The sequence below is a fragment of the Lactococcus sp. S64 genome, from assembly GCF_016516525.1.
In the GTDB taxonomy this organism is placed as follows: Bacteria; Bacillota; Bacilli; order Lactobacillales; family Streptococcaceae; genus Lactococcus; species Lactococcus lactis.
In genome coordinates this window covers 506,180-531,256 of sequence record NZ_JACVUQ010000001.1, presented here as the reverse complement: position 1 = coordinate 531,256, position 25,077 = coordinate 506,180, and the positions used below count along the sequence as shown (strand labels likewise).

The following is a 25,077-nucleotide window of genomic DNA, read 5'->3' as shown; positions in this document are numbered from 1 at the left end:
AGGCGGAACAACAAATCCAACATCAAGCACAGATGGCGGCTCAAGTTCAGGCGGAACAACAAACCCAACATCAAGCACAGATGGTGGCTCAAGTTCAGGCGGAACAACAAATCCAACATCAAGTACAGATGGTGGCTCAAGTTCAGGCGGAACAACCAATCCAACATCAAGTACAGATGGTGGCTCAAGTTCAGGCGGAACAACAAACCCAACTACTCCTAGTGACGGTAAAACCGTTACCTTACCAGGTAAAGATGGTAAGCCAGGTACAGATGATGATGTTACTGTAACTGGGGATCAACCATTGACACCAGGTTCAGACGGAAGTGTTACACTTCCAAGTGATGGAGGAAAAGTTGATCGTCCTGATGGCTCATACAATGTTCCTGGAGGAACAATAGTAGACCCAGATGGCACGATTCATCTCCCAGGTGGTGATATCGTTAACCCAGATGGTACTGTTACATTACCTGGACAAGACGGTAAAACTGGTACAGGCGATGACGGTAAGGTTAAACCAAACGGCCCAATTATTCCAGGTGATAATGGAAGTGTCACTCTCCCAGACGGAGGAGGTACAGTTACAACACCAGGAGGAACGATTAATGTTCCAGGAGGAAGTGTCGTAGACCCAGATGGCACAGTTCATCTCCCAGGTGGCAATGTCGTTAACCCAGATGGTACTATTACATTACCTGGACAAGACGGTAAAACTGGCACAGGTGATGACGGTAAGGTTAAACCAAATGGTCCATCTATTTCAAACCCAGATGGAAGCATTACGCTCCCTGGCGGTGGTACAGTTCAAACGCCTGGAGGAACTATTGATCTTCCTGAAGGTACTGTTATTGACCCAGATGGCACAATTCATCTTCCAAACGGTGAAATAATTAATCCAGATGGTACCATTACTGGTAAAAAAACTAAAATAAATACTTCTAATGAGACTCAAAATTCAACATTGACTCCTCTTGGAACTCCTGTTGGAATCAGCACAAGTAATACTAAATTACCAAAAACTGGTGATGTTTCTTTAAGTAGCGAAGAAGCGTTAGCTCTAGGATTTGGTGCCTTACTTGGTGTACTTACTCTTACTGAGGTAAAACGTCGTAAAGAAAATTAATTTGCTTATGATTAAAGCAGATAGTTTATGAGCGCAAATTTAAAATTTCAAAGATTATACCATTGAAAATCATAAAGGGAAGAAACTAAAAAATATGAAAAAAGTAAGTATTATCATTCCTTTCAAGGGGCAGACGGAATCGGAACTAATGCTTCCGTTAGCATCTATTTATAATCAGATTGGAATTGATCTTTCACAACTGGATGTCCATCTTGTTAATGATGGGGGAGAACCAATTAATTTAAAAAAGTTTGATGTTTTAGCAGACAAACTTGAAATTAATTATCATGAAATATCAAGTAGTGGGCCGGGTGTTGCTAGGCAGTACGGTATAGATCATTCTAAGAGTGAATACATTATGTTTATTGATGCTGATGATGTTCTCTACTATGTGGGCGCATTATGGCCGTTTTATAATGCGGCTAATCAAGGCCATCAAATGATATTGGCCGGTTATTGGGAACAAGTTGCCGGAAATCCCTATACTTACATAGTTCATAATAATAAAGATGTTAAAGCTGTTTATGGAAAGTGGTATAAACGTACTTACTTAGAAATGATAAATTTAAGATTTTTGGTTGATTTACCAATTTATGAAGATACTTATTTTGTTGGTTTGGCTTGTATACTATCAACTGATAAATGTTACCTTGAAGAAGTCGTTTACATGTGGTTATGTAATCCTAAATCCATTACAAGAAATTCTGAAAATATGTTTAATTATCAAGCTCATATTTGGGCAAGAGAAAACAGGCATTGGTTTGAAATGATTCGTAAATGGAAGCCTGAAAGGTTACAATCTGATTTTGAAAACTATTTAACAGATATGTATTTGAAATCCCAAAAATTTTCGCCAATAGATGAGGAAAAATGGTTAAAGGAACAGCGTATACTGATCGAAAATGTTTCTGATATTTTCTCTGGCTGGACTCCAGAACTTCAAAAACAGGTTAATGAGAAAAGCGCCGATATTAATAATCAGTGGTATGGAATTAATACTGATGGTTTTAAGGAGTGGATAGCTCAAACTCTTCCCTGGTAACATAAAGGATTTTTAAAAGTTAAGTTAATCTTTTGAAACGAGTCCTTTCCAATTTTAGGCGGATAGATAAAAATATCTATCTGCCTAATGTTATTATTTATTATTATTATTTTTTAAACTTTATTTATTAGAGAGGTTGGGTTCGTTAATGAAGAAACAAGGCAGACAACTTAATATTTTGAATAGTTTGTTCTTGAAAAATTCGAAAGAGCAAAAATCGTCGTCAAGGGAGATTCCTGACAGTCAAATTGAATTGAAAGCTAGTAAAGAATTAGGAGTGGCAATACGGCAAAAGGAAGTGAGTAATATGATGGGAAGGAGTAACTATTCTTCAGAATTGAGAACACACAAACAACTACTTGAAAAATATCTACAACATTCAGAAAAATACTTTAATGATTTAGCTGAATATAAAAAAGGATATCTGGTATTAAATCGTAGTTTAGAAGATTTTAATCAACTTTATCAAAAGATGGCTGATAAAAAAGAAGAGTATACTTCTGAAATGGTCAAATACGAAGGAATAAAGCAAAAGTATGAGCAAAGTCTTAAGGAATATCAAGAAATCACTGAAGAATATGAAAATATTATTCAAGATAGAGAAGTAGTTCAAAGAAAGTTTGAAGAACACTCTATAGCTCTAAAAAAAATTAACGATGAGGTACAAGAGTTAATTGATAAAAAGTCTGAAAAAAACGATATTTTTGTTGAGTTAAAGGGTAAATTGGTGATAGAGAGAGAAGTATTTAAAGCAACACAAAGTCGTTTGAACGGGATTGTCTCTGTCTATGATTTACTTAAAAAAAATTATCAGGAAAAGAAAGAAACTTTTGAAGAATCACGTAAGAAATATCACCATGCAAATACCATAAAAAATGATTGGGAGATGCTAGTCAAAGATTTTGAAAAAACTAAAGCTAATAAACAGAAATTCGAGCAAAACCTTCAATCTATTGATAAAAAAATAAAGAATACAGAAGAAGAAGCGAAAACCTCAAAAGAAATTTATAGTTTTGTTGAGCCTTCTTTGGCTGCAATGGAAGAAAAATATAAAGAACACAAAAAAAACTATGAAGCAGTAGCTATTGCTTATAATATTTCCAAAAAAAGCTATGATGCAGAATATGCTAAGTATGCTGAGCTTAAAGAAAATCTTGAGGAGATGAATAGCCTTAAAAATCCGAGCAAGACTGTCATTGGTTATATCACCCGTGATAGGGATGTAGCCAAAAGTAGGGTGGATAATTTGGCGAAAGATTTTTATCCTTTGGAAGAAAAGTTTAAACTACAAAAAAGCGTTTTTGAGCAAGTCAGTGCTAGCTATCAACTAGTGAAAAACCTTGTTGAAGAGAAGAAAGATAAGTCAAAAGTTTATAATGATTCTTTGAGACAAACATTGGCTGCTCAGAAAAAAATTACAATGGTTTTAGAAGTGTTGAAATCAAAATATGGGCTTCTAAACCACCAACGGGGACAATCACAAGAAGCATTTAAAGTTATTTCTCAGGAGTACGATAAACTTGAACTCGAATTCCAGAAAGAGCAAACGTCTTTCAAAAATATAAAAGATGATTATATAGCTTTTGAAACTCGGTATAACTCCACTAAGGAATCTTATGATACTGCTAAAGAAAAGCTTGCTCAAAGCGAGGAGAATATTGAAATTGTTAAAAAAGCATATTCTGATGTTGCAGGCCTTCTCAGAATTGCAACGGCAAATAAAGAATCCATTCTAGTAAACTATAAAGAATCTGAAAAAGAACTTAAGAAGTTGACAGACATAAAAGATGGACTAAAGTTTGAAGTAGAAAATAATTTCTCAGCTTTAGAGGAGACTTACCAAAATGGTGAGCAAATTTATTTACGCTTAAAAGAACAGTCAAAAAATTGGCATGACGAATATCCTCAGTATAATAGTTCTTATAAAAAAATATTACCTGAGTATACAAATATGAGTAATCAACTCGAAAAGCTAAATCAACAATACAAAGTTATTTATAGTGATTATCAATTTTTAGATAAATCTAGAGAGGCTGCTCAAAAGCAATATCAAGAAGAAATGAGAAAATATAATTCCAATCAGGAATTATATAATCGATTGACTCAAGAATTTAATCATTGTTTAGATTTAAGAAATATTGTTCTAAAAAAAGATAATGACTTTGAAACTGCTTTGCATAATTTGAATCAATTTATCTTTAAAAATGATATGTTTACTTTCCCAATTAATGAAGCAACCGGTTCTAATTTTATAGATGAATTTAATATTCCTGAAATTGAGTTTAATGAATCATCAATAAGATTAACCAGGAAATTCGAACTATCAAAATGGACAGAAACATTTCAAAGATTTTATTCCCAAACTGAGGTAATAGCTAAGGAGCTTGTTAAAGCATTGGCGGAATATCAAAAACAGGTTTCAATTTTTATACGACTTGGAGGGAAAAGACTTATCGATTTGGGAAATAGTGATATAGCTTATCGTGGAACAAACATTGAAAACTACTTAAATAGGCTATTAACCAACTTCAAGGAGTGGCAGATAGAATATGAAAATAGAGAGCAGGTTTTCGCCTTATTAGTTAAAGATTATCGTCAATATTTGGATGAATCAATTAAATTAAATGAGAATATTGCTAAAATGTCAGATTCTAAGACTGGTTTGCAAGAAATTGTGAATGCAATTAATTCACTTCCAAATTACATGGATATTTATAGTGCTTCTTACCGCAATGTTGAAGTGTTGGCGAATAGTCTTGGGAGTGAGGTTTCAGACTTAACGCATTTACAAAGTGTTGATGAATTAAAAGTGACAATTCATAAAGTTTATCTTGAGCATATTCAAGCTTTGATTGATGAAAACCTAGAAGATACAATTACACATTTTACCAAAATTCGTTCCAGTTACGATCAAAGTATTAGTAATTTAAGAAAACGATTGGATTCAATGGAAAAAATGACAGGTATTCCGACAAGAAAAATTGTAATAGAAAGCTCCCTACCAAATGATCTTGATTTAAAAACCTACTTTAAAAGTGCATTAGATGATAATGTAAAACAATTACTTTCTACGATTACTGGAAGTTCATCATTTATTAATAGCGTGAAAAAAGTTAATCAATTTAAACGAGTTCAAAATCTCTTATCTGTTAATGAAGGAGGAATTGCAATTGTTCTTCCAGAAGTACCAATCAATTTTAATCCAAAGGAACTAGAATTTTCACTTGTAGTAGCTAGCGTAAAAAATATTGAAGCTCCGAATAAGGTAGAAAAGTTGGTTTCTTCTTATCCAACGCCAGAACAACCAAATATTCTCAGTGAGAAACCAAGTTTTATCGAAGATATTCTTGAAATAGAGAAAATAGAAAAGCAACACCAAAACATAGAAAAAAAAGAAGCGCTAAAAGCTCTTGCTTAATATCAGTTTTAATAATATATCTAACTGAAAGGTATTGATAATGAATTATTTTGTAAATGAGAATATTTTTACCCTGAATTCTGGGACAGAATTTTCAGCGATTAAACGATTGAAAATGTTCAAAAATCATCGTATTGAAGCTAAAATTTTGACAAGAAATTACAATCCTCAACTATCTGGAGATTTAAAGAGGGTAGGTTTAACTCATGATGATGTCATAAATATGTATGATTATTTTCAAGATGTAATAAATGTTTCTGGAAGAGATGTTGATGTGCGTTACACAAACAAGATTAATAAAAGAAAATATCATATTGAAGGAATTGATGCTAATGAATCACTGATTAAGCATGCTGGAAAAACTATTGCTAAAGTAATGATTGCACCAGCGACAGTTGGATTAGTTGGTTCAATGGAATATAATGATTCGATGAATCATGTAGTAGCTAAAGATATTTGGGATCGTAGAGGTTTTCTTTCTTCTACACAATACTTTCATCCAGACGGAACTCAAGGGCCGCAAATCTTTTTTGATATCAATGGAACTCCTAAATTGGAAATCATACATATGAATATTCAAGGGATTCTAAATCCAACAATGTATAAATTATTGAATTATAAAGGTAAGAATAGACGATTTAATCGAGAAGAAGAACTCTTTACTTTTTTCATGAATGAGATAGCAAGTCAAGAAGCAAGCGTATTTATAAATGATCGACCATCACTCATCCCCGCTGTTGCAGGTGTGGAAGGTGCAGTAGGAAAATGGCAATTTTTACATAATTCTCATTCAAAAAATAATCAGCAAGCAGGAGCTTCAAGATCAGTGGTGGATTACCTTAATGATTTATTTACTGTGTATAAAGATAATTTTGATGGGTTAATTGTTGCTACTAAGCAACAAAAAGATGAAATCACTAAATTTTATGATTTTAAGCAGGTCATAGCTCTCACTGATACTTTTGCTAAAAAAGTTAAAAAATCAGCTTCTCGAAATAAAAATAAGATTATTTATGTTGGGCGTTTATCATCAGAGAAAAAACCAGCTGATGTTCTAGAAATTTTTGCGAATGTTTATCGCAGATTACCGGAAACAAGCCTTGATTTTTATGGATATTCATCTCCTTCAGAGATTCAAAAAGATTTAGAAAAACTTGTAGAAACTAATAATTTAAAAAATGTTGTTAACTTTAAAGGTTACCAATCAGAGGAAGCGCTAGAAACTGCTTTAAATAATGCAGGACTTTTACTTAACACTTCGGAAGGAGAAGCGTTTGGGATGAACGTTTTAGAAGCTTTAAATCATGGGGTGCCAGTTGTAGCATATAAGGTTAAGTATGGGCTGACTGAACAGATAGAGAATGGGGAGAATGGATACCTCGTTCCTTATGGAGCAATTCAAACTGCTGCTGACTCTATTGCAGAAATTATTCAATCAAAAGCAAATTGGGACAAGTTTTCTCGCTCTGCTTACGAAAAGGCAAAAGAGTATAGCGAAGAAGCTGTTTGGGGACAGTGGCTTAATGAGAAGATTATTGCTGATAATTTATTCATAAGATAATCAAATAAAGGAATGAGGAATCATGTTATTTTTTATTAACTCAACATTTAATCAAAAAAATTCTGGGATAGAGCATGCACAGCTTAAACGTGCGGCATTATTTCGAAAAAATAATGAGGCTTTTAAACTTGTTTTTCGAGAATGGAATCCTAATATTCATCGCTTTTTAGGTGAAGTAGGCATCTCAAATTCAGAAACTTTATGTATGTTTGATTATTTTCAGAAAGCAGAACTTGTAGAGGAAAAAATCCTCCATGTTGAAGATTTAGATTTTGGAGTCGATTCTTTAACTTATAATAAGGAACCTAATCAATTTAGATATCTTGTCTTTCAAGGACAACAACTTATTGCTCGTGTTCGATATTTTGGCGAAGATCCTCTTGAACGAGTAAGTGCTGTCGAATATTTTGATGGATTTGGAAATCTTTATCGAGTTGATTTTTATGATTTTCGTGGTTTTTTAAGTTTATGTCAGTGGTATACACCTGATAACAAGATTGGTACGGAGGTTTGGATGGATATCAACGGCAAGCCAGTGTTGGAAACATTTAATAAATATGATGGAAATCACAAGTATACCAAAAGTGGTTGGCGTCTGAATGGTGCTGATGGGGCAATTTATAATTTTACTAATATTGATGAGTTAACGCTCCATTTTCTTAATTTATTAAACGAAGAGTATTGGCAAGATGATAAAGCAAATATTTTTATCATGGATAGAACACATTTGGCGGATTGGGCTTTATTGAACTTGGATCGTCCTGCCTATACGGTTCTTCATTTGCATAACTCACATGCTGGTGATGCTCAAGAGCCGATGCACTCGGTTATGAATAACTTTTATGAATTTGGATTGATGAATTCAAATGGTTACGATGCTATTGTTTCAGCAACAGAAAAACAAACACTTGATGTTTCAAAACGATTTAATCCTCAAAGCAAATTATTTACTATTCCTGTCGGAGTAGTTCCAAATGAAGTTTTTTCAGAAAAGCGAATTGATATGAAGGAGCGTAAAGTGCATAGCGTTTTGGTGACTGCACGTGTTGCACCTGAAAAACGAATTGATCATATCATTAGGGCGATAGGGATTGCAAGACAAACTGTTCCAGATATTACGCTAGATTTTTATGGTTATGTTGATCATCGAGATGATGATTCTGCACAAAAGGCCATTAATGCTGCGATAAAAGAATACCATATGGAAGAAGCAGTGCATCAATTTGAGTATGCTAATAATGTTGGGGAGCTGCAAAAAGATTTCCAAGTCTATGCCTTAGCTTCAATCATGGAAGGGTTTAATTTATCTCTCATGGAGGCAATAAGCCATGGGATGGTTGGTGTCACTTATGATGTAAACTATGGCCCAAATGAGTTGATAGTGGATGGAGAAAATGGTTTTGTTGTACCTTATGAGGGAATTCAAGAAATGGCTGACCGTTTAGTTGAACTGTTTACACAGGAAGATAAACTACAAAAAATGTCTACTCAGTCTTATGAATTAGCTAGACGCTATTCTGAAGAAAATGTCTGGAAAGCTTGGCAGGCCCTTATTGACGATGCAAACAAAAAGAATATTGACTATCGTTCACCGATTACAGAGGGAATAGGAGATCAAAGGATATATTCTGCAAAAAAATCTAAGTAGAAAAAGAAAAGTTATAACAATTGTTGTTATAGCTTCTTTTTGTTAAAAATTTCAGCAAAAAAAGGATTATTAAAAATATATTTGGCTTAGGAGTTTGAGAAAACTTACTAAATGGTATAGATTGAAAAATAAATGATAAAGCGCTATAATATGAAAGAATTTCATTTTGTTCAGGTAATAATAGATTTTTAATGACTTGTGATGAGGAGAATTAGATGCGCATAGCGAGACAACCAAGATATCAGCAGATTGCATTACAAATTGCTGAAAGAATTGTACGTAATGAACTTAAAGTTGGACAAAAAATATACGCTCGTTCAACTCTTGCAACAACTTTTGCTGTCTCACCCGAAACGGCACGTAAAGCAATCAATGTTCTAAGTGACTTGGGAATAGTTGACCCTGTTCATGGGAGCGGAGTGAATATTGCTTCAAAGCAAAAGGCACAGGAATATCTGGCTCAATATCAAGAAGTGGAAACAATGCAAGATTTACGGACACAAATCATGCAGAGTGTGGAGAGTCAGAGAAGAGAATTAGCTAATTTTTCATCCATCTTGGATAAATTGGTTGACCAAACTGAGCATTTTCAAAAAACAAATCCTTTAACTCCTATTGAATTTGAACTGGAAAAAGACTCTGAAAAGTTCGGACTGAGCCTAGGAGAAATGAATCTTTGGCAAAATACAGGGGCGACAGTTGTTGCCATTTTGCAAAATGCAGAATTAATTGTTTCGCCAGGACCGTACGCAACTTTAAATCAAGGAGATACCTTATATTTTGTGGGTGCTTCTGATACAGGACAAATTGTCCAAAATTTCTTTTATGGCAACTAAGACATCGTTTACAAAACGATGCCTTTTTTTAAGTTCAAGTTTAGTTAGTTGACATAGTGACTACATATTGTTATTATTGAGTGGTCACTTTAAATAAGAAAATCACTTGTGAAACTTAAAACTTCTAATTATTAATTAACTTATTTATTTAGAATTTATATTTCTAAAAAAGTTTTAAGCTTCCTTGTGTTAGAGTAAAGGAGAGCTATTTTGCCAGTAAAAATAAAAATTGAACATTTAACTAAAATTTTTGGCAAACGGATTAAAACCGCATTAACAATGGTTGAAAAAGGTGAGCCCAAAAATGAAATTTTGAAAAAAACCGGTGCAACTGTAGGGGTTTATGATACAAATTTTGAAATCAATGAGGGTGAAATTTTTGTCATCATGGGTCTATCTGGTTCAGGTAAATCAACTTTGTTGCGTTTGCTTAACCGATTGATTGAACCAACGAGCGGAAAAATATTTATTGACAACCAAGATGTTGCTACATTAAATAAAGAAGATTTGCTTCAAGTTCGTCGTAAAACAATGAGTATGGTTTTCCAAAATTTTGGTCTATTTCCACATCGAACAATTTTAGAAAATACTGAGTATGGTTTGGAAGTTCAAAATGTACCAAAAGATGAGCGTCGCAAACGTGCTGAGAAGGCCTTAGAAAATGCAAACTTGTTAGACTTTAAAGATCAGTATCCTAAACAATTATCTGGTGGGATGCAACAACGGGTTGGGCTTGCGCGTGCCTTAGCTAATGACCCAGAGATTTTGCTTATGGATGAAGCTTTCTCTGCTCTTGACCCTTTGATTCGTCGTGAAATGCAAGATGAGCTACTTGAACTTCAAGCAAAATTTCAAAAAACAATTATCTTTGTTTCTCATGATTTGAATGAAGCCCTCCGTATCGGAGATCGCATCGCAATCATGAAAGATGGTAAAATCATGCAAATTGGTACTGGTGAAGAAATCTTGACTAATCCAGCAAATGATTATGTTAAAACTTTCGTAGAAGATGTAGATCGTGCAAAAGTTATTACAGCAGAGAATATTATGATTCCAGCTTTAACTACTAACATTGATGTTGATGGACCTAGCGTTGCCTTGAAGAAGATGAAGACTGAAGAGGTCAGCTCTCTAATGGCTGTTGACAAAAAGCGTCAATTCCGTGGTGTTGTTACGAGTGAACAAGCTATTGCTGCTAGAAAAAATAATCAACCATTAAAAGATGTGATGACTACAGATGTTGGAACAGTTTCTAAAGAAATGCTTGTAAGAGATATCTTGCCAATTATCTATGATGCCCCAACGCCTTTAGCAGTTGTTGATGATAATGGATTCCTTAAAGGTGTATTGATTCGAGGAAGTGTTTTAGAGGCCTTAGCTGATATTCCTGATGAGGACGAAGTAGAGGAGATTGAAAAAGAGGAGGAGAATAAATGATTGATTTAGCTATTGGACAAGTACCCATAGCAAACTGGGTGTCATCGGCAACAGATTGGATTACTAGTACTTTTAGTTCAGGATTTGATGTGATTCAAAAATCAGGAACGGTATTGATGAACGGTATTACAGGTGCTTTAACTGCTGTTCCATTCTGGTTGATGATTGCTGTTGTTACTATCCTTGCCATTTTGGTTTCAGGTAAAAAAATTGCCTTTCCTTTATTCACTTTCATCGGCCTTTCTTTAATTGCTAACCAGGGCTTATGGTCAGATTTAATGAGTACAATCACACTTGTCTTACTTTCAAGTTTATTGTCAATCATCATTGGAGTTCCTTTAGGGATTTGGATGGCCAAATCTGATTTAGTGGCTAAGATCGTTCAACCGATTTTGGACTTTATGCAAACAATGCCTGGTTTCGTTTATTTGATTCCAGCGGTTGCATTCTTTGGAATAGGAGTTGTTCCTGGGGTATTTGCCTCTGTTATCTTTGCACTCCCACCAACAGTCAGAATGACTAACTTGGGAATTCGTCAAGTTTCAACGGAATTAGTTGAAGCGGCAGATTCATTTGGTTCAACTGCCCGTCAAAAGCTCTTTAAACTGGAATTTCCTTTAGCTAAAGGAACGATTATGGCCGGTGTTAACCAAACGATTATGTTAGCTCTTTCTATGGTTGTTATCGCTTCTATGATTGGGGCGCCTGGCTTAGGTCGTGGTGTACTTGCAGCCGTTCAATCAGCTGATATTGGTAAAGGGTTTGTAAGTGGGATTTCATTAGTTATTTTGGCTATTATTATTGACCGCTTTACACAAAAACTTAATGTTTCTCCTCTTGAAAAACAGGGAAATCCTACAGTTAAAAAATGGAAACGTGGAATTGCCTTAGTTTCATTGTTAGCTTTAATTGTTGGTGCCTTTTCAGGAATGTCTTTTGGAAAAACAGCCTCTGATAAAAAAGTTGACTTAGTTTATATGAACTGGGATTCAGAAGTTGCATCAATCAATGTTTTGACTCAAGCGATGAAAGAACATGGCTTTGATGTAAAAACGACAGCTTTAGATAATGCAGTGGCTTGGCAAACGGTAGCCAATGGTCAAGCAGATGGAATGGTTTCTGCTTGGTTACCAAATACTCATAAAACACAATGGCAAAAATATGGTAAATCTGTTGATTTGTTAGGTCCTAACCTTAAAGGCGCTAAAGTTGGGTTTGTTGTTCCAAGTTATATGAATGTTAATTCAATTGAAGATTTAACAAATCAAGCGAATAAGACAATCACAGGTATTGAACCAGGTGCAGGTGTAATGGCTGCGAGTGAAAAAACGCTTAATAGCTATGATAATCTTAAAGATTGGAAACTTGTTCCTTCATCATCAGGTGCTATGACTGTAGCTCTTGGTGAAGCAATCAAACAACATAAAGATATTGTCATTACTGGTTGGTCACCTCATTGGATGTTTAACAAATATGATTTGAAATATTTGGCTGATCCAAAAGGAACAATGGGAACTTCAGAAAATATTAATACCATTGTTCGTAAAGGTTTGAAGAAAGAAAATCCAGAAGCTTATAAAGTTTTAGATAAGTTTAATTGGACAACTAAGGATATGGAAGCTGTTATGCTTGATATTCAAAATGGTAAAACACCAGAAGAAGCTGCCAAAAATTGGATTAAAGATCATCAAAAAGAAGTTGATAAATGGTTTAAATAATCAACGAAGATTTAGATTTAATGAAAACTTTCTAGCATTATAGTTAGAAGGTTTTTTATTATTTCATTCTAAGTTTATTATTTTTAGATTTATAACATTTATGTTAAAATGATTTTGTAGAGTCGAATGAGGAAATTTTACTAAAGTTTTATTATTTGGCTGTTTATCTATAAAACTAGGAGGAGAGACAAATGAATCGTACATTTATTAAAGGCTTTTTGGCAGGGAATGCACTTTTGATAGCTGGACTTGCTGCCACTGCTATTGGCATTAAAACAAAAGTTATCAATCCTATCAAGAAAAAAGAAGATCAAATTGAAATGGGTAGAAAACGAGCAGCCAGAAAACGGATTGCGCCCTAAGCATGAAAATATGATAATAAAAACGTAAATCTGTGGATTTACGTTTTTTTATTTTATTCCTTTAAAAATAAGTTGATTGATAGAAGCATTCATGAAAAACATGAATTTTGGGCGGAACTTGTCTAAATGGATCGGGATGTCAGCTTCTAGCCAAAGGGTTAGAACGGTAATCAGTTGAGCATTAAAATATTTTAGAAGTTCTTGAGCTGTAAAATAATTTGCTAAACCATGTTCTTTTATAAGAAAGTTAAAACGTTTTTCAGCCCATTTCCAAGTTCTATCACTTACTGGTTCAATTAAACGAAAAGGAAGTTGAGAGCTGTAGATAATATGCGCTTCTTCTTTATGTTGCCAAAGAACTGGGAGTAAAATATCGGCAAGAAGTTCAAGAGAAACCTCTTCACATTCATATTGGAGTAAACGTTCATTGACTTCATCTACAATATTCAGATAGATGTATTCGACAATTCCGGGAACGCCCGTTTTAAAATTATTTTTAATTGTTGTACGGGTAATGTGTGACCGTTTAGAGATTTCTTCAATGGTTACTTTTTGAGATTCGGAGGCGATATTTAAGAGAGTGCGAATAATAATTTCTTTCGTATCTTTTGTCATGATGCTTCTATTTTATACTTGGAGGAGTATAAAATCCTTTCTTTTTTAAAATTATTTGCTTAATAGGCAATAATTAAAAATAATCTATTATAGATAATTTTTTTAGTATTTGAAATAGTATATCATTATTTTATTAAGAAATTAATTGTTTTGATTATTTTTTAGTTTCATAAAAACTTTTACAAAGTCTTTGCTTTCTTGTAATATATAATTGTTGATAGTTTTAACGAAGCGCTTTGGAAAAATGAAATCAATAATGGAAAGGAAAGACGAGGTGAAAGTTTATCAAAATGAAAATGTTTATGAAGCATTTAATCATCGACTAGATTATATTTGTAGTTATTTTGACCACCTGATTATTTCCTTTTCTGGCGGTAAGGATTCGGGTTTGATGTTGGAATTGGTTCGTCTTTATTATGAAAGTCATGATTGGATGAAAAAAGGGATAAAAGTTTCTGTTTTTTATTTGGATTATGAGGGAAATTATCAAGAAACTAAAGATTATATTGAACGTTCAATGGGAAAATATCCAGAATTTGATTACTATCACGTCTGTCTTCCTGTATCGGCTTCTTGTGGAATTTCGATGTCACAATCAACTTGGTTGCCTTGGGACCCAGAACATCATGAACTTTGGTTGAATTCAATTCCTCCAGAAGCTATTTGTTTAGAAAATCAAGAATTTCCATTTTTTAAAGTTGGAATGTCTGACTATGAGTTTCAAAGTAAGTTTTGCCAATGGCTTCATCGAGAAAAAGAGGTCGTACGAACGGCTGTTTTGGTGGGAATTCGTGCTCAGGAAAGTTTAAATCGTTATAATGCGGTGACGCGCGAGGAGACTTTTTCTCGTTTTGGAACGACTAATTATAGCCATCGTATTAGTCAAGATGTCTTTAATTTTTATCCAATGTATGATTGGTTATTTGAAGATATCTGGCGAGCTAATGCTAAATTTGAGCTTGATTATAATCATCTTTATGATTTGTACTATCAGGCGGGAGTTCCTTATAAATCAATGAGGGTTGCTAATCCTTTCCATCAGTGTGGGGTGCATTCATTAAAACTCTATCAGGCTTTAGAACCAGCAACTTGGGGAAAATTAGTTGGTCGTGTTAATGGAGCAAATTTTGCAGCGCTTTATGGTGGAACTGCAGCAATGGGTTACCGTGGAGCTGTGCTCCCTAAAGGACATAGTTGGAAATCTTATGTTGAATTTTTACTTGAGACATTGCCAGAGGAAACTCGAAAGGTTTATCTTAAAAAATTTAAATCTTCAATGGATTATTGGATGAAAACTGGTGGAGCTTTACCAGAAAATGTGATTGATGAGTTAGAGGAGCTTGGCTCGGATTTTGAACGTTTGGGTCCACCAACAAATAAGCGCAAATATAAGCAAAGATACGAAGTGATTCGCTTTAAAGATTATCCAGATGATGTGCCAATTAAAAATTTTAGGTTGGTTCCTTCATACAAACGCATGTGTATCACGATTTTAAAGAATGATACTTCTTGTCAGTATATGGGATTTGGTCAAACGAAGGATGAATTACAGAAAAAACAAGAGGCAATGGAAAAATGGGAGACATTTTTATAAGTCCAGCTTATGATATCAGACGAGTACCAATTGAGAAGATTAGAGCAAATGCTTATAATCCAAACCGAACAGCACCTCCTGAATTTCAACTACTTGAACGGTCGATTTTGGAAGATGGTTATACAATGCCTATCGTTTGTTATTACGATAAAGAACAGGATTTTTATGAAATTGTGGATGGTTTTCATCGTTATCTTGTTATGAAAAACTCTGAAGAAATTGCTAAACGAGAAGGCAATTGTTTACCTGTTTCGATTATTGATCGTCCACTTGAAGATAGAATTGCTAGTACCATTCGACATAATCGTGCTAGAGGCACACATTCAATCGAATTGATGACGGAAATTGTTCAACAATTGGTAGAATCGGGGTTGAGTGACCAGTGGATTATGAAACATATTGGAATGGATAAAGAAGAGTTGCTTCGTTTAAAACAGTTGAGTGGTTTGGCTTCACTTTTCCAAAATCAGGAATTTTCTCGGGCTTGGAATTGGGAAGAGGATGAAGAAATCAGTGAAGAGTGAATTTGAATGTTTCTTTGAATTTATTTTATTCACTTATCGAAAACTTATCTATAAAAAATTAAAAAAGAAGGATTATTATTATGGAACATGAATATTTGTTTGTTTACTCAAGATTAAAGTTGTTGATTAAAGATGCTCATAAATCTTTTAATCAAGTTGAGCGGGAACTTGGTTATCCTCGGAATACTTTGAAAAATTATAAGTATAAGAAAAAACCGAGTGTTGGTCGTGTTTTTGAAATGGCAAACTATTTTAATGTGTCAATTGAATTTTTGTTAGGAATCGAAGAAAAAGACAATAAAAATAGTTTAGCTTATCGTTTAGAAAAATTGAATCGTGAGAAAAAAGAACTTGAAATCTTGATTTTAGAAGGTCAAAAATAATAAGAAACGTTTAGATTAATTTTTCACTAAAATATTTACGTTAAGGGATTGACACTTTTTTGTAAATGTTGTATTATTGTTTTAGTTGAGTGAAGTTTCATTAGTGGAATTCATTTGACTTCTTTTCTTACATAGTATTGAGGATAGGTTTTGATGATTTATTCTCTTGAAGGTTCTTTCTTTGTAGGAAGAGCCTTTTAGTTTTCTTTATTTTTGACTTAAAAGTTACAAATTAAATCTTAAATAAGGGCTTATGTTATAATTAAGATAGATTGAATAGGAAATGAGAGAGTTATGGAAGAGAAAAAATCTTCAGGGATGTTTGCGGTTTTTGCGGCACTTGGGGCTAATGTTCTGGTTGCAATCAGTAAGTTTATTGGATTTGGTTTATCTGGCTCAGCAGCGATGCTTAATGAAAGTATTCACTCAGTGGTAGATTGTGGGAATCAGATTTTACTTTTGTTTGGCGACCGTCGTTCAAGACAAGCGAGCACTAATCTCCATCAATTTGGTGAAGCTAGGGCAAAATATTTCTTTAGTATGATAGTGGCAACATTCCTCTTTTTTGGTGGGGGTGTCATTGGTGTAATGGAGGCCTATGATAAGTTGGTTCACCCAGCACACAGTGTTGAAAATGCGGGCATTGTTATTGGAATCTTGTTGATTGGCATGGCAATTGAAGGTTCATCATTAAGAGTGGCTTTTAAAGAAATTAGCGAATTGAATACAGAAAAATTACCAATCTTTAAGTTTTTGCATGAAAGTCGTCACAGTGAAATTTTAGTTATTTTTGCTGAGGATTTATGCGCAATTATTGGTTTGCTTTTAGCGCTTTTAGGAACTGTCTTGACGATGGTGACAGGCAATCCTGTTTTTGATGCAATTAGTGGGTTGTTGATTGGGTTCTTGCTTATGGCAGCAGCGATTTTCTTGACAAGAGAATTTTATAGTTTAATTGTTGGTGAACGTGTGACAGATAGTGATTTAGAAAAGATTTTGACAGCTTTTGATCGCCCTGAAGTAGAACGAGTAATTAATGTTAAAACGGTTCACCTTGGCCCAACAGAGATTTTGATTGCTGCAAAAATTGATTTGGTGAGTAAGCTTGTTTTAGAAGATTATGAGATTATTAATCAAATTGAAGCGGAAATCAGAAAAAAAATTAGTGATAAGAAGTGCTATATTTATATTGAAATTGACGAATTCGTTCAGGGCTATGTCCAATCTTCAGATTTATAAGCCTAATTTACTGACAGAAATATTTTAAAGATGAGACAAGAAGGAGAGCGCCTATGAAAAATTTTTTTAATCATATTGAACTGAAATTTGCTAATCTATTATCGAAAATTAGTTTTATGTTGCTTATGGTAGTAGGGCTTTTGATGGTTTATTTTCTATTTAGAGAAGTTTATAATCTTGTTTTACTTGCTTTTCTTTCTGAGAGTGAGGTTCATTATTATGATATTTTGGAAAGTATTCTCTCCTTCTTTATCTTCTTTGAATTTTTAACTTTGATTATTACTTCATTGAGAAATAAAGGGCATGTATCATTAATTTTCCTCTTATCACTCGGGATTACTTCACTGATTCGACTGTTGTTAACCTATCATGAACGTTTGGTTGGAGTATTATTGATTGCTAGTGCTATTCTGATATTAATTATTGGTGTCTTTGTCTTAAAGAAATTTGTTTTTCCAAATGATGATACAGCAGACTATTTCTAATCTTGTCTGACAGTTCTGTCAGTAAAATTGAAGACAATAAAAATACTGACAGATTTGTCAGTGTTTTTTTTTAGAATTTTTTCAGGTAAATTTTGTCAATATAGTGATTTTCTGTTTTGTGAAGAATAATTTCTGCCCGATTTCTTGTGGGCTCAATATATTCTCTGAGATTGACACGATTGACACGTGCCCATGTTTCACGGGCTAGATTGATTACTTTATCTTCTGGCATTTTTGTAAATTGATGATAGAAGTTTGTCTGGTCATATTTAGCTAGTTTTAAAAGGCTATCAAAACGTTCGAGGTACCATTTTTCAATGAGTTTTTCGTCAGCATCGACATAAATTGAAAAATCGTAAAAATCACTGATATAAAGCAGTTGATTTTGTGGATTTTGAAGCACATTAATTCCTTCTACAATAAGAATATCAGGGCTGTCAATGACTTGACTTTGGTTAGGTAAAATATCGTAAGTTTCATGTGAGTAAATCGGAACTTCAAATTTTTCACCATTTTTGACGTGATAAAGAAAACTTGTTAATTTTTCCATATCATAACTTTCAGGAAAACCTTTGCGGTCGAGAATCCCCATATTTTTTAAATCATTAGTCGTGTACAAAAATCCGTCGGTTGTCACTAAATCAACGGTTAATTTTGGAAAGGCACGTGAAAGGAGAAGCTGGAGAAGTCTTGCGGTCGTTGATTTTCCAACGGCGACTGAGCCAGAAATCCCAATGATGAGTGGGGGAGTTTTGACAATTTTTTGTAGGAAAAGTCCTTTAGAGTAACTCATGTCTTCTAAATTTTTTTTATATAAGCGAAGAAGATGAATCAGTGGTAAATAGACGTCCTCCACATCTTGTAAGCTGATTTCATCATTGAGTGAGCGGATTGACTCTAACTCATCATGAGTTAAGGGAGCAATCGAAGTATTATAAAGATTTTGCCATGTTTTTCGGCTAATTTCGTCAAAATTAATGAATTCATTCATGACAAATATTTTATCATATTTTTGGCTTATCAAGGTAAAAAAACTAATAAATCTGTAAGCGTATTAAATAAGTTACTGACAAGATTTTTACACTTCTGTCAGTAAAAGTGTAAGAGATTACAAAATAAGTAGAAGTTCTAAAAATTTTTTTAAGATAAAAAAGGGCTTTTATGTTAAAATAAAATTAATGGTTAAAACAAATATGTATTATGAAGACAATCAAGATTTATCGCATGACTTCCAGACCTTAACAGTTGAATTGTTAGGTCAGTCAATGCGTTTTAAAACGGATCGTGGTGTCTTTTCAAAAAATGGAATTGATTATGGTTCTCGTGTTTTATTAGAAAACTATCAACCTGAAAGTGCAAAAAGTCTTTTAGATGTTGGGTGTGGTTATGGAACATTAGGGTTAACCTTAGCTAAAAAGTTTGATTTAGGTGTGACAATGGTTGATGTCAATAGTCGGGCACTTGATTTATGCCGTCAAAACGCAATTGACAATGCTGTCAGTAATAGTAAAATTGAACTTTCAAATATTTATGAGTCTGTCAGTGAAAAATATGATGCGATTATCTCAAATCCGCCAATTAGGGCCGGTAAAGAAGTGGTCCATGAAATTTTAGCTGGTGCTTTTGGTCACTTAAATGATGGAGGGCATTTGACGATTGTTATCCAAAAGAAACAGGGTGCCCCGTCTGCTCAAAAGAAAATGGAAGAAGTATTTGGTAATTGTCAGCTTGTAGCCAGAGACAAAGGATACTTTATTTTAAGAAGTTATAAAAATATATAATTATTGATAAGATAAAACGAGGAGGAGCCTATGACCTATCGGATGGTTGATCTCATTCAAAAGAAAAGAGATAGTGGTGAATTTAGCCAAGCTGAAATCGATTGGATGATTGAAAATTATGTCAAAGGAATCGTGCCAGACTATCAAATGTCAGCACTTGCGATGGCAATTTATTTTAAAGGGATGACAACAGTAGAAACTGCTTATCTCACGATGGCAATGGTTCATTCAGGAAAAGAATTCGATTTGACTGATATTGCCGGAATCAAGGTTGATAAACATTCTACTGGTGGAGTGGGCGATAAAGTAACACTTATTTTAGCTCCGCTTGTAGCGTCATTTGGGGTTCCTGTTGCGAAAATGTCTGGTCGTGGGCTTGGACATACGGGAGGAACTTTGGACAAATTGGAGTCAATTCCTGGCTTCAAATTTGAAAAAACGGAAAAAGAATTTATTGATCAGGTCAAAGAAACAGGAATTGCCATAATTGGGCAATCCGATGAACTTGTTAAAGCCGATAAATTACTCTATGCTCTTCGAGATGTCACAGCAACTGTTGATATTATTCCTCTAATTGCTAGTTCTGTCATGTCCAAAAAAATTGCCGCAGGCTCTGACGCCATTCTACTAGATGTAACTGTAGGAGATGGGGCTTTTATGAAGTCAGTTGAAGATGCTCGCCTTCTCGCTCAAACAATGGTTGACCTTGGGAAATCTGTAGGACGAGAAACCGTCGCTGTCATCACAAATATGAGTCAGCCTCTTGGTTTTGCTATCGGAAATCGAAATGAAATGACTGAAGCAGTTCATACTCTACAAGGAAAAGCGCCAAAGGAATTCCAAGAATTTATTGCGGAACTTGCCCAAATTATGCTGCAACTTGCGGGACTTGAAAAATCAATTCCTGAAATTTTAGAGCATTTTACTAATGGTTTAGCTTACGGAAAATTTGTTGAAATGGTCAATGCCCAAGGTGGTGACCCAACTGCCTTTGACTATTTGACAGCTCCTCTTCAAGTAAAATATCAAGTGGAAATTAAAGCAGATAAATCAGGATTTATTAGTGAAGAAAAAGCCTTAGGAATTGGTCTTCTTGCTATGAAATTAGGAGCAGGACGTGCAACTAAGACTGATGATATTGATTTTGAAGCAGGTGTAACTCTGACGAAAAAGGTAGGAGATAAGGTGAGTGCCGGTGAAGTCATTGCTCAGCTTTATTCCAACCGCGAAATTACTGACGAATTAGTTGCTGAATTTAATGACAGTTTGGTCATTAGTGATCAACAAGTTCATCAAAAAGAAATTCTAGAAATTATCAGATAAGATGAAAAATGATTTAAAAATCCCAACACCTGTTATGGCCCTTCAAGTTATCTTGTCAGCTTTGGCTGGAGCAGCGACCAAATTGTACTTACAAAATTTTGGTTGGCTTATTCAACTTATTGCTTTTATCATTAGCTTCGTTGTAGTCTATCTCATCGTTGGAATAATTTACTTAAGATTAAAAAAATAGAAAGAACATAAAATGCAAATTAATAAATATATTGACCATACTATTCTTAAAGCCGATGCTCCAAAATCTAAAGTTCAACAAATAATTGATGAAGCAAAAAAATATGATTTCATGAGCGTTTGTATTAACCCAACATGGGTAAGTTATGCCAGTCAAGAACTTAAAGACTCAGACGTTAAAGTATGTACAGTAATTGGTTTTCCTTTAGGTGCTAATACTTCTGAACTCAAAGCTTTTGAAGCTAAAAACGCTATTGAAAATGGTGCTGATGAAATTGACATGGTCATTAATATTGGCGCAGCCAAATCTAAGGATTGGAATCTTGTTGAGTCAGATATCGCAGCTGTCAACGCAGTAAAAGGTGATAAACTTCTTAAAGTTATCATTGAAACAAGCCTTTTAACTGACGATGAAAAGATTAAAGCTTGCCAAATTGCTAAAGCAGTTGGTGCTGATTTTGTCAAAACTTCAACAGGTTTCTCAACAGGTGGAGCGACTGTTCATGATGTAAAATTAATGCGTCAAACGGTTGGCCCAGATATGGGAGTTAAGGCTTCTGGTGGAGTTCATAATCTTGAAGAAGCAAAAGCAATGATTGATGCTGGTGCAACACGTCTTGGTGTTTCGGCTGGTGTTGCAATTATGGAAGGTCTGACTTCAAATGACAACTACTAAAAAAATGATTGCTGCCGCACGCGAAGCGGCGAGTTTGGCATATGTTCCTTACTCTCATTTTCCTGTAGGAGCAGCTTTTCATACAACTGATGGTCGAATTATCACAGGTTGTAATATTGAAAATGCTAGTTTTGGACTTTCTAATTGTGCTGAACGAACAGCTATTTTTAAAGCAATATCAGAAGGCCTGAAAGATTTTGATGCTCTTTATGTATTCGGAGAAACAGAAGAACCAATTAGCCCTTGTGGTGCTTGTAGACAAGTTATTGCAGAATTTTGTCCAGCAGATATGCCAGTTTTTTTGATTTCTAAAAATGATAATGTAAAAGAAACTTCAGTTGAGGAACTTTTACCATATTCTTTCAAAAATCTTGATTAAAATAAAATTGAGATGCTATCAACAGGTAGCATATTAATTTGTAACTAAAGTAAGCGCTTTATCTTTTTTCTTTTAAAAAATGTAAAAATGGTAATTGCTGATAAATATGAATAATTCTTAGTAATTGATAGGTTATTTCCGAACATTTAGCGAGAAAAAGGGATATTCAGCTTATTTGGACTTGCAAAAAGGCTAAATATATCTTAAAATAGTCTTAAGCTATATTTAGCCAAACAAAACTCGGAGGATACCCTTTCCATGAAAAAACGTGTAATCGCAGTTAGTGCTCTCGCACTTGCATCAGTCGCAGTCCTTGCAGGATGCCGTTCACATGACGCAGCCGGATCAGGTAAAGCAAAAACTGACCTTAAAGCAGCAATCGTCACCGATACTGGTGGTGTAAACGACCGTTCATTTAACCAATCCGCTTGGGAAGGTCTTCAAAGCTGGGGGAAAGAAAATAACCTGAAAAAAGGTACAGGATACACTTATTTCCAATCTAACTCTGCTTCAGATTATACAACTAACTATAACTCTGCGGAACAACAAGGCTACAAACTTTTGTTTGGTATCGGATTCTCTTTACAAGATGCAACATCAGCTGCAGCAAAAAATAATCCTAAATCTAACTTTGTAATCGTTGACTCAGTCATCAAAGACCAAAAAAATGTGGCATCAGCAACTTTTGCTGATAACGAAAGTGCCTACCTTGCTGGTGTAGCTGCCGCAAAAGCAACTAAGACTAACAAAATTGGTTTCATCGGTGGAATGCAATCAGATGTTATTACACGTTTTGAAAAAGGTTATGAAGCTGGAGCTAAATCTGTAAACCCAGATATTAAAGTTGATGTTCAATATGCGGGATCTTTCTCTGACGCGGCCAAGGGTAAAACAATTGCTGCAGCTATGTACGGTGCTGGTGATGACGTAGTTTATCAATGTGCTGGTGGTGTAGGAACTGGTGTCTTCAGTGAAGCTAAAGCATTGAACTCAACTAAAAATGAGGCTGACAAAGTTTGGGTTATCGGTGTTGACCAAGACCAAGAATATCTTGGAAAATACAAATCTAAAGACGGTAAAGATTCTAACTTTGTACTTGTATCAACAATCAAAGAAGTTGGTAATGTTGTAAAAGATATCGCTGACAAGACTAAAGATGGTAAATTCCCTGGTGGAACAATCGTTACTTATGACCTTAAAAATGGTGGGGTTAACTTAGGACTTGACAGTGCAAATTCAGAAATCAAAGATGCAGTTGCTAAAGCAAAAGCAGATATTATTGATGGAAAAATCACTGTTCCTTCAAAATAATTGAATACTGATAAAAGATAAAATAGAGTTAGTTATATTAACTAATTCTTTTTTTATAAATTAAAAGCTAATAGAAGATAGGATTTGCGATTATTTTAAATGTTCTTTATTTGTAAGTCATATGAACTGTGATATAATGGTAGACAGATATTAAAGTGGTATATATTGTTATTATTTAGTTAGGGGGAACTATGGCAAGAAAATCAGTACCGAATTATGTAAAAATACATGATGCCTTAAAAGATGAAGTTGAAAAAGGCATCTGGAAAATTGGACAACGTCTTCCAAGCGAACGTGATTTGGCCGAGCGTTTTACTGTCAGTCGAATGACAGCAAGACAAGCGGTAACAGCTTTGGTTGATGAAGGAATTCTTGACCGTCGTGTGGGTTCTGGAACTTATGTTGCTAGCCGACGTGTTCGCGAAAAAATGCGTGGAACAACTTCCTTTACAGAAATTATCAGCTCACAAGGTAAAGTTCCTTCAACAGAAGTTTTGAGTTATATTAGAACGGCGCCAAATGAGGTTGAATGTGAAAAACTAAATATCACCAAAAAGGATTCCATCATCCGAATGGAGCGGATTCGTTATGCGGATAATGTTCCAATTTGTTATGAAGTGGCAAGCATTCCTTTCAAATTGGTCAAATCTTTTGATAAAAAAGAAATTACGAGTAACTTCTTTAAAACTTTAGAAAGTCACGGACATGTGATTGGTCGTAGTGAACAGATTGTTTCAGCTAAAAGAGTCAGTACAGAGGTTTCAGAGTATTTAAAAACAAGAGTTGGAGCTGCTATTCTTGGCTTAACTCAGGTTTCTTATTTAACAGATGGTACAGCTTTTGAATATGTCTTATCTCAATATGTTGGTGACCGTTTTGAATTTTATTTGGAAAGATAAAAAGGACTTAGTGAAGTCCTTTTTTTGCTTGCCGACGATATTTGTACTGACGAAGTTGAAAATGAATCCAACATCCTATACAAAAACCACTTAAAGCAATAGAAGCGGCTAGAAAAACAAAAGCTGCAAAGATTATTGCTAAGATAGGATGATTAGTGATTGAGGAAATCAAACTAGCACTTAATAGAACAGTAGCGATAATTTGATTGAAGCGAAGGTCTGATTTATCTTCGAGCACGTATTCTGAAGTTTTCTTTTTTAGAAATCTTTTGGCGATTAAAATAATAAAATTTCTCTCGAAAAGAATGCCAGATAGTCCAGCGAGAATAGAAAGTAGGAGAATCCAATAGAAGTGAGTGACAACTGCCAAAATAACACTGAGAACAATAAAAGTTTGATTAGTACGAACGAGTGGGCGAGGAATGCCCTGAAATGTATATTTAGCCATAAAAACTCTCCAATCTTGATAAATTGATTTTATCTTAATTGGAGAGTTTTGGTTATAAGATTTTTTTAATTTGATAAGTAAATTTG

The 25,077-nt window shown here is 34.3% G+C and carries 23 protein-coding genes and 1 pseudogene; 21 read left to right on the top strand and 3 right to left on the bottom strand.

What is annotated here, in order from left to right; genetic code table 11:
- The 9 genes and pseudogenes from IAE51_RS02465 to IAE51_RS02425 form a co-directional block, all read left to right on the top strand.
- A pseudogene (locus IAE51_RS02465) lies at positions 1 to 1,123 on the top strand (hypothetical protein); the annotation flags it as partial.
- A 94-nt stretch (positions 1,124 to 1,217) separates the two neighbouring features.
- On the top strand, positions 1,218 to 2,165 hold the full coding sequence (locus IAE51_RS02460; RefSeq protein ID WP_058208178.1) for a glycosyltransferase family A protein: 948 nt from the start codon (positions 1,218 to 1,220) through the stop codon (positions 2,163 to 2,165).
- A gap of 148 nt (positions 2,166 to 2,313) precedes the next feature.
- The gene (locus tag IAE51_RS02455) at positions 2,314 to 5,583 is read left to right on the top strand and encodes a hypothetical protein (RefSeq protein WP_200094641.1); all 3,270 of its coding nucleotides are present in this window, start codon (positions 2,314 to 2,316) and stop codon (positions 5,581 to 5,583) included.
- Between the two features lie 40 nt (positions 5,584 to 5,623).
- Positions 5,624 to 7,144 (top strand): accessory Sec system glycosyltransferase Asp1, encoded by a 1,521-nt coding sequence (asp1, locus tag IAE51_RS02450; protein WP_168784496.1) that lies wholly within the window; start codon positions 5,624 to 5,626, stop codon positions 7,142 to 7,144.
- A 22-nt stretch (positions 7,145 to 7,166) separates the two neighbouring features.
- Entirely contained in the window at positions 7,167 to 8,792 is a 1,626-nt protein-coding gene (gene asp1, locus IAE51_RS02445; protein WP_129880893.1) for an accessory Sec system glycosyltransferase Asp1, read from the top strand.
- Positions 8,793 to 9,007: 215 nt separating this feature from the next.
- Positions 9,008 to 9,628 (top strand): GntR family transcriptional regulator, encoded by a 621-nt coding sequence (locus IAE51_RS02440; RefSeq protein WP_012898067.1) that lies wholly within the window; start codon positions 9,008 to 9,010, stop codon positions 9,626 to 9,628.
- 210 nt (positions 9,629 to 9,838) lie between these two features.
- A complete protein-coding gene (locus IAE51_RS02435) occupies positions 9,839 to 11,065 on the top strand; it encodes a glycine betaine/L-proline ABC transporter ATP-binding protein (RefSeq protein WP_033901119.1) in 1,227 nt (408 codons plus the stop codon).
- The gene (locus IAE51_RS02430; protein WP_012898065.1) at positions 11,062 to 12,783 is read left to right on the top strand and encodes an ABC transporter permease/substrate binding protein; all 1,722 of its coding nucleotides are present in this window, start codon (positions 11,062 to 11,064) and stop codon (positions 12,781 to 12,783) included. Before IAE51_RS02435 ends, IAE51_RS02430 begins: the two co-directional genes overlap by 4 nt.
- Before the next feature lie 191 nt (positions 12,784 to 12,974).
- Positions 12,975 to 13,145: a DUF3042 family protein gene (locus IAE51_RS02425; RefSeq protein ID WP_200094638.1), complete on the top strand. Its 171-nt coding sequence runs from the start codon at positions 12,975 to 12,977 to the stop codon at positions 13,143 to 13,145.
- Positions 13,146 to 13,193: 48 nt separating this feature from the next.
- Here IAE51_RS02425 and IAE51_RS02420 read toward each other — a convergent pair whose 3' ends face one another.
- Positions 13,194 to 13,760 (bottom strand): TetR family transcriptional regulator, encoded by a 567-nt coding sequence (locus IAE51_RS02420; protein ID WP_058208175.1) that lies wholly within the window; start codon positions 13,758 to 13,760, stop codon positions 13,194 to 13,196.
- Between the two features lie 274 nt (positions 13,761 to 14,034).
- Between IAE51_RS02420 and IAE51_RS02415 the strand changes: the two genes are divergently transcribed.
- The 5 genes from IAE51_RS02415 to psiE all read left to right on the top strand — a co-directional run bounded on the left by IAE51_RS02415 (position 14,035) and on the right by psiE (position 17,985).
- The gene (locus IAE51_RS02415) at positions 14,035 to 15,354 is read left to right on the top strand and encodes a DUF3440 domain-containing protein (protein WP_200094669.1); all 1,320 of its coding nucleotides are present in this window, start codon (positions 14,035 to 14,037) and stop codon (positions 15,352 to 15,354) included.
- Positions 15,336 to 15,878, top strand: a complete 543-nt coding sequence (locus IAE51_RS02410) for a ParB/RepB/Spo0J family partition protein (protein WP_003130454.1) — start codon at positions 15,336 to 15,338, stop codon at positions 15,876 to 15,878. The genes IAE51_RS02415 and IAE51_RS02410 overlap by 19 nt, the downstream gene beginning before the upstream one ends.
- Positions 15,879 to 15,958: 80 nt before the next feature.
- On the top strand, positions 15,959 to 16,261 hold the full coding sequence (locus IAE51_RS02405) for a helix-turn-helix transcriptional regulator (RefSeq protein ID WP_017864672.1): 303 nt from the start codon (positions 15,959 to 15,961) through the stop codon (positions 16,259 to 16,261).
- Between the two features lie 294 nt (positions 16,262 to 16,555).
- Entirely contained in the window at positions 16,556 to 17,500 is a 945-nt protein-coding gene (locus tag IAE51_RS02400; RefSeq protein ID WP_012898061.1) for a cation diffusion facilitator family transporter, read from the top strand.
- 53 nt (positions 17,501 to 17,553) lie between these two features.
- Entirely contained in the window at positions 17,554 to 17,985 is a 432-nt protein-coding gene (gene psiE / locus IAE51_RS02395; protein ID WP_010905975.1) for a phosphate-starvation-inducible protein PsiE, read from the top strand.
- 70 nt (positions 17,986 to 18,055) lie between these two features.
- On the opposite strand, the gene coaA is transcribed toward psiE, so the two are convergent.
- Entirely contained in the window at positions 18,056 to 18,976 is a 921-nt protein-coding gene (gene coaA, locus IAE51_RS02390) for a type I pantothenate kinase (RefSeq protein WP_021722763.1), read from the bottom strand.
- Between the two features lie 187 nt (positions 18,977 to 19,163).
- Here coaA and IAE51_RS02385 point away from each other — a divergent pair, with 187 nt between their 5' ends.
- The 7 genes from IAE51_RS02385 (at position 19,164) to IAE51_RS02355 (ending at position 24,543) form a co-directional block, all read left to right on the top strand.
- Positions 19,164 to 19,766 carry a class I SAM-dependent methyltransferase gene (locus tag IAE51_RS02385; protein WP_003130463.1) on the top strand — a complete coding sequence of 201 codons (603 nt, stop codon included), beginning with the start codon at positions 19,164 to 19,166 and terminating at the stop codon, positions 19,764 to 19,766.
- Between the two features lie 30 nt (positions 19,767 to 19,796).
- Positions 19,797 to 21,089, top strand: coding sequence for a pyrimidine-nucleoside phosphorylase (locus IAE51_RS02380; protein ID WP_180259706.1), 1,293 nt, complete (start codon positions 19,797 to 19,799; stop codon positions 21,087 to 21,089).
- A 1-nt stretch (position 21,090) separates the two neighbouring features.
- Positions 21,091 to 21,279 (top strand): hypothetical protein, encoded by a 189-nt coding sequence (locus IAE51_RS02375; RefSeq protein ID WP_180259705.1) that lies wholly within the window; start codon positions 21,091 to 21,093, stop codon positions 21,277 to 21,279.
- Positions 21,280 to 21,291: 12 nt separating this feature from the next.
- Positions 21,292 to 21,954 carry a deoxyribose-phosphate aldolase gene (deoC, locus tag IAE51_RS02370; protein ID WP_003130468.1) on the top strand — a complete coding sequence of 221 codons (663 nt, stop codon included), beginning with the start codon at positions 21,292 to 21,294 and terminating at the stop codon, positions 21,952 to 21,954.
- Positions 21,941 to 22,333 (top strand): cytidine deaminase, encoded by a 393-nt coding sequence (locus tag IAE51_RS02365; protein WP_003130469.1) that lies wholly within the window; start codon positions 21,941 to 21,943, stop codon positions 22,331 to 22,333. Before deoC ends, IAE51_RS02365 begins: the two co-directional genes overlap by 14 nt.
- Positions 22,334 to 22,591: 258 nt before the next feature.
- Positions 22,592 to 23,644: a BMP family protein gene (locus IAE51_RS02360; RefSeq protein ID WP_012898057.1), complete on the top strand. Its 1,053-nt coding sequence runs from the start codon at positions 22,592 to 22,594 to the stop codon at positions 23,642 to 23,644.
- A gap of 191 nt (positions 23,645 to 23,835) precedes the next feature.
- Positions 23,836 to 24,543 (top strand): GntR family transcriptional regulator, encoded by a 708-nt coding sequence (locus tag IAE51_RS02355; RefSeq protein WP_003130471.1) that lies wholly within the window; start codon positions 23,836 to 23,838, stop codon positions 24,541 to 24,543.
- 7 nt (positions 24,544 to 24,550) lie between these two features.
- On the opposite strand, the gene IAE51_RS02350 is transcribed toward IAE51_RS02355, so the two are convergent.
- Complete coding sequence (locus tag IAE51_RS02350; RefSeq protein ID WP_012898056.1) at positions 24,551 to 24,991, bottom strand: DUF4395 domain-containing protein; 441 nt, start codon at positions 24,989 to 24,991, stop codon at positions 24,551 to 24,553.
- Between the last annotated feature and the right edge of the window lie 86 nt (positions 24,992 to 25,077).

What these genes read in the sequence shown, in the direction of transcription:
- IAE51_RS02460 (WP_058208178.1), top strand. Translation starts at nt 1,218, where the DNA reads ATGAAAAAAGTAAGTATTATCATTCCTTTCAAGGGGCAGACGGAATCG.
- IAE51_RS02455 (WP_200094641.1), top strand. Translation starts at nt 2,314, where the DNA reads ATGAAGAAACAAGGCAGACAACTTAATATTTTGAATAGTTTGTTCTTG.
- asp1 (WP_168784496.1), top strand. Translation starts at nt 5,624, where the DNA reads ATGAATTATTTTGTAAATGAGAATATTTTTACCCTGAATTCTGGGACA.
- asp1 (WP_129880893.1), top strand. Translation starts at nt 7,167, where the DNA reads ATGTTATTTTTTATTAACTCAACATTTAATCAAAAAAATTCTGGGATA.
- IAE51_RS02440 (WP_012898067.1), top strand. Translation starts at nt 9,008, where the DNA reads ATGCGCATAGCGAGACAACCAAGATATCAGCAGATTGCATTACAAATT.
- IAE51_RS02430 (WP_012898065.1), top strand. Translation starts at nt 11,062, where the DNA reads ATGATTGATTTAGCTATTGGACAAGTACCCATAGCAAACTGGGTGTCA.
- IAE51_RS02425 (WP_200094638.1), top strand. Translation starts at nt 12,975, where the DNA reads ATGAATCGTACATTTATTAAAGGCTTTTTGGCAGGGAATGCACTTTTG.
- IAE51_RS02420 (WP_058208175.1), bottom strand. Translation starts at nt 13,760, where the DNA reads ATGACAAAAGATACGAAAGAAATTATTATTCGCACTCTCTTAAATATC.
- IAE51_RS02410 (WP_003130454.1), top strand. Translation starts at nt 15,336, where the DNA reads ATGGGAGACATTTTTATAAGTCCAGCTTATGATATCAGACGAGTACCA.
- IAE51_RS02405 (WP_017864672.1), top strand. Translation starts at nt 15,959, where the DNA reads ATGGAACATGAATATTTGTTTGTTTACTCAAGATTAAAGTTGTTGATT.
- IAE51_RS02400 (WP_012898061.1), top strand. Translation starts at nt 16,556, where the DNA reads ATGGAAGAGAAAAAATCTTCAGGGATGTTTGCGGTTTTTGCGGCACTT.
- psiE (WP_010905975.1), top strand. Translation starts at nt 17,554, where the DNA reads ATGAAAAATTTTTTTAATCATATTGAACTGAAATTTGCTAATCTATTA.
- coaA (WP_021722763.1), bottom strand. Translation starts at nt 18,976, where the DNA reads ATGAATGAATTCATTAATTTTGACGAAATTAGCCGAAAAACATGGCAA.
- IAE51_RS02385 (WP_003130463.1), top strand. Translation starts at nt 19,164, where the DNA reads ATGGTTAAAACAAATATGTATTATGAAGACAATCAAGATTTATCGCAT.
- IAE51_RS02380 (WP_180259706.1), top strand. Translation starts at nt 19,797, where the DNA reads ATGACCTATCGGATGGTTGATCTCATTCAAAAGAAAAGAGATAGTGGT.
- IAE51_RS02375 (WP_180259705.1), top strand. Translation starts at nt 21,091, where the DNA reads ATGAAAAATGATTTAAAAATCCCAACACCTGTTATGGCCCTTCAAGTT.
- deoC (WP_003130468.1), top strand. Translation starts at nt 21,292, where the DNA reads ATGCAAATTAATAAATATATTGACCATACTATTCTTAAAGCCGATGCT.
- IAE51_RS02365 (WP_003130469.1), top strand. Translation starts at nt 21,941, where the DNA reads ATGACAACTACTAAAAAAATGATTGCTGCCGCACGCGAAGCGGCGAGT.
- IAE51_RS02360 (WP_012898057.1), top strand. Translation starts at nt 22,592, where the DNA reads ATGAAAAAACGTGTAATCGCAGTTAGTGCTCTCGCACTTGCATCAGTC.
- IAE51_RS02355 (WP_003130471.1), top strand. Translation starts at nt 23,836, where the DNA reads ATGGCAAGAAAATCAGTACCGAATTATGTAAAAATACATGATGCCTTA.
- IAE51_RS02350 (WP_012898056.1), bottom strand. Translation starts at nt 24,991, where the DNA reads ATGGCTAAATATACATTTCAGGGCATTCCTCGCCCACTCGTTCGTACT.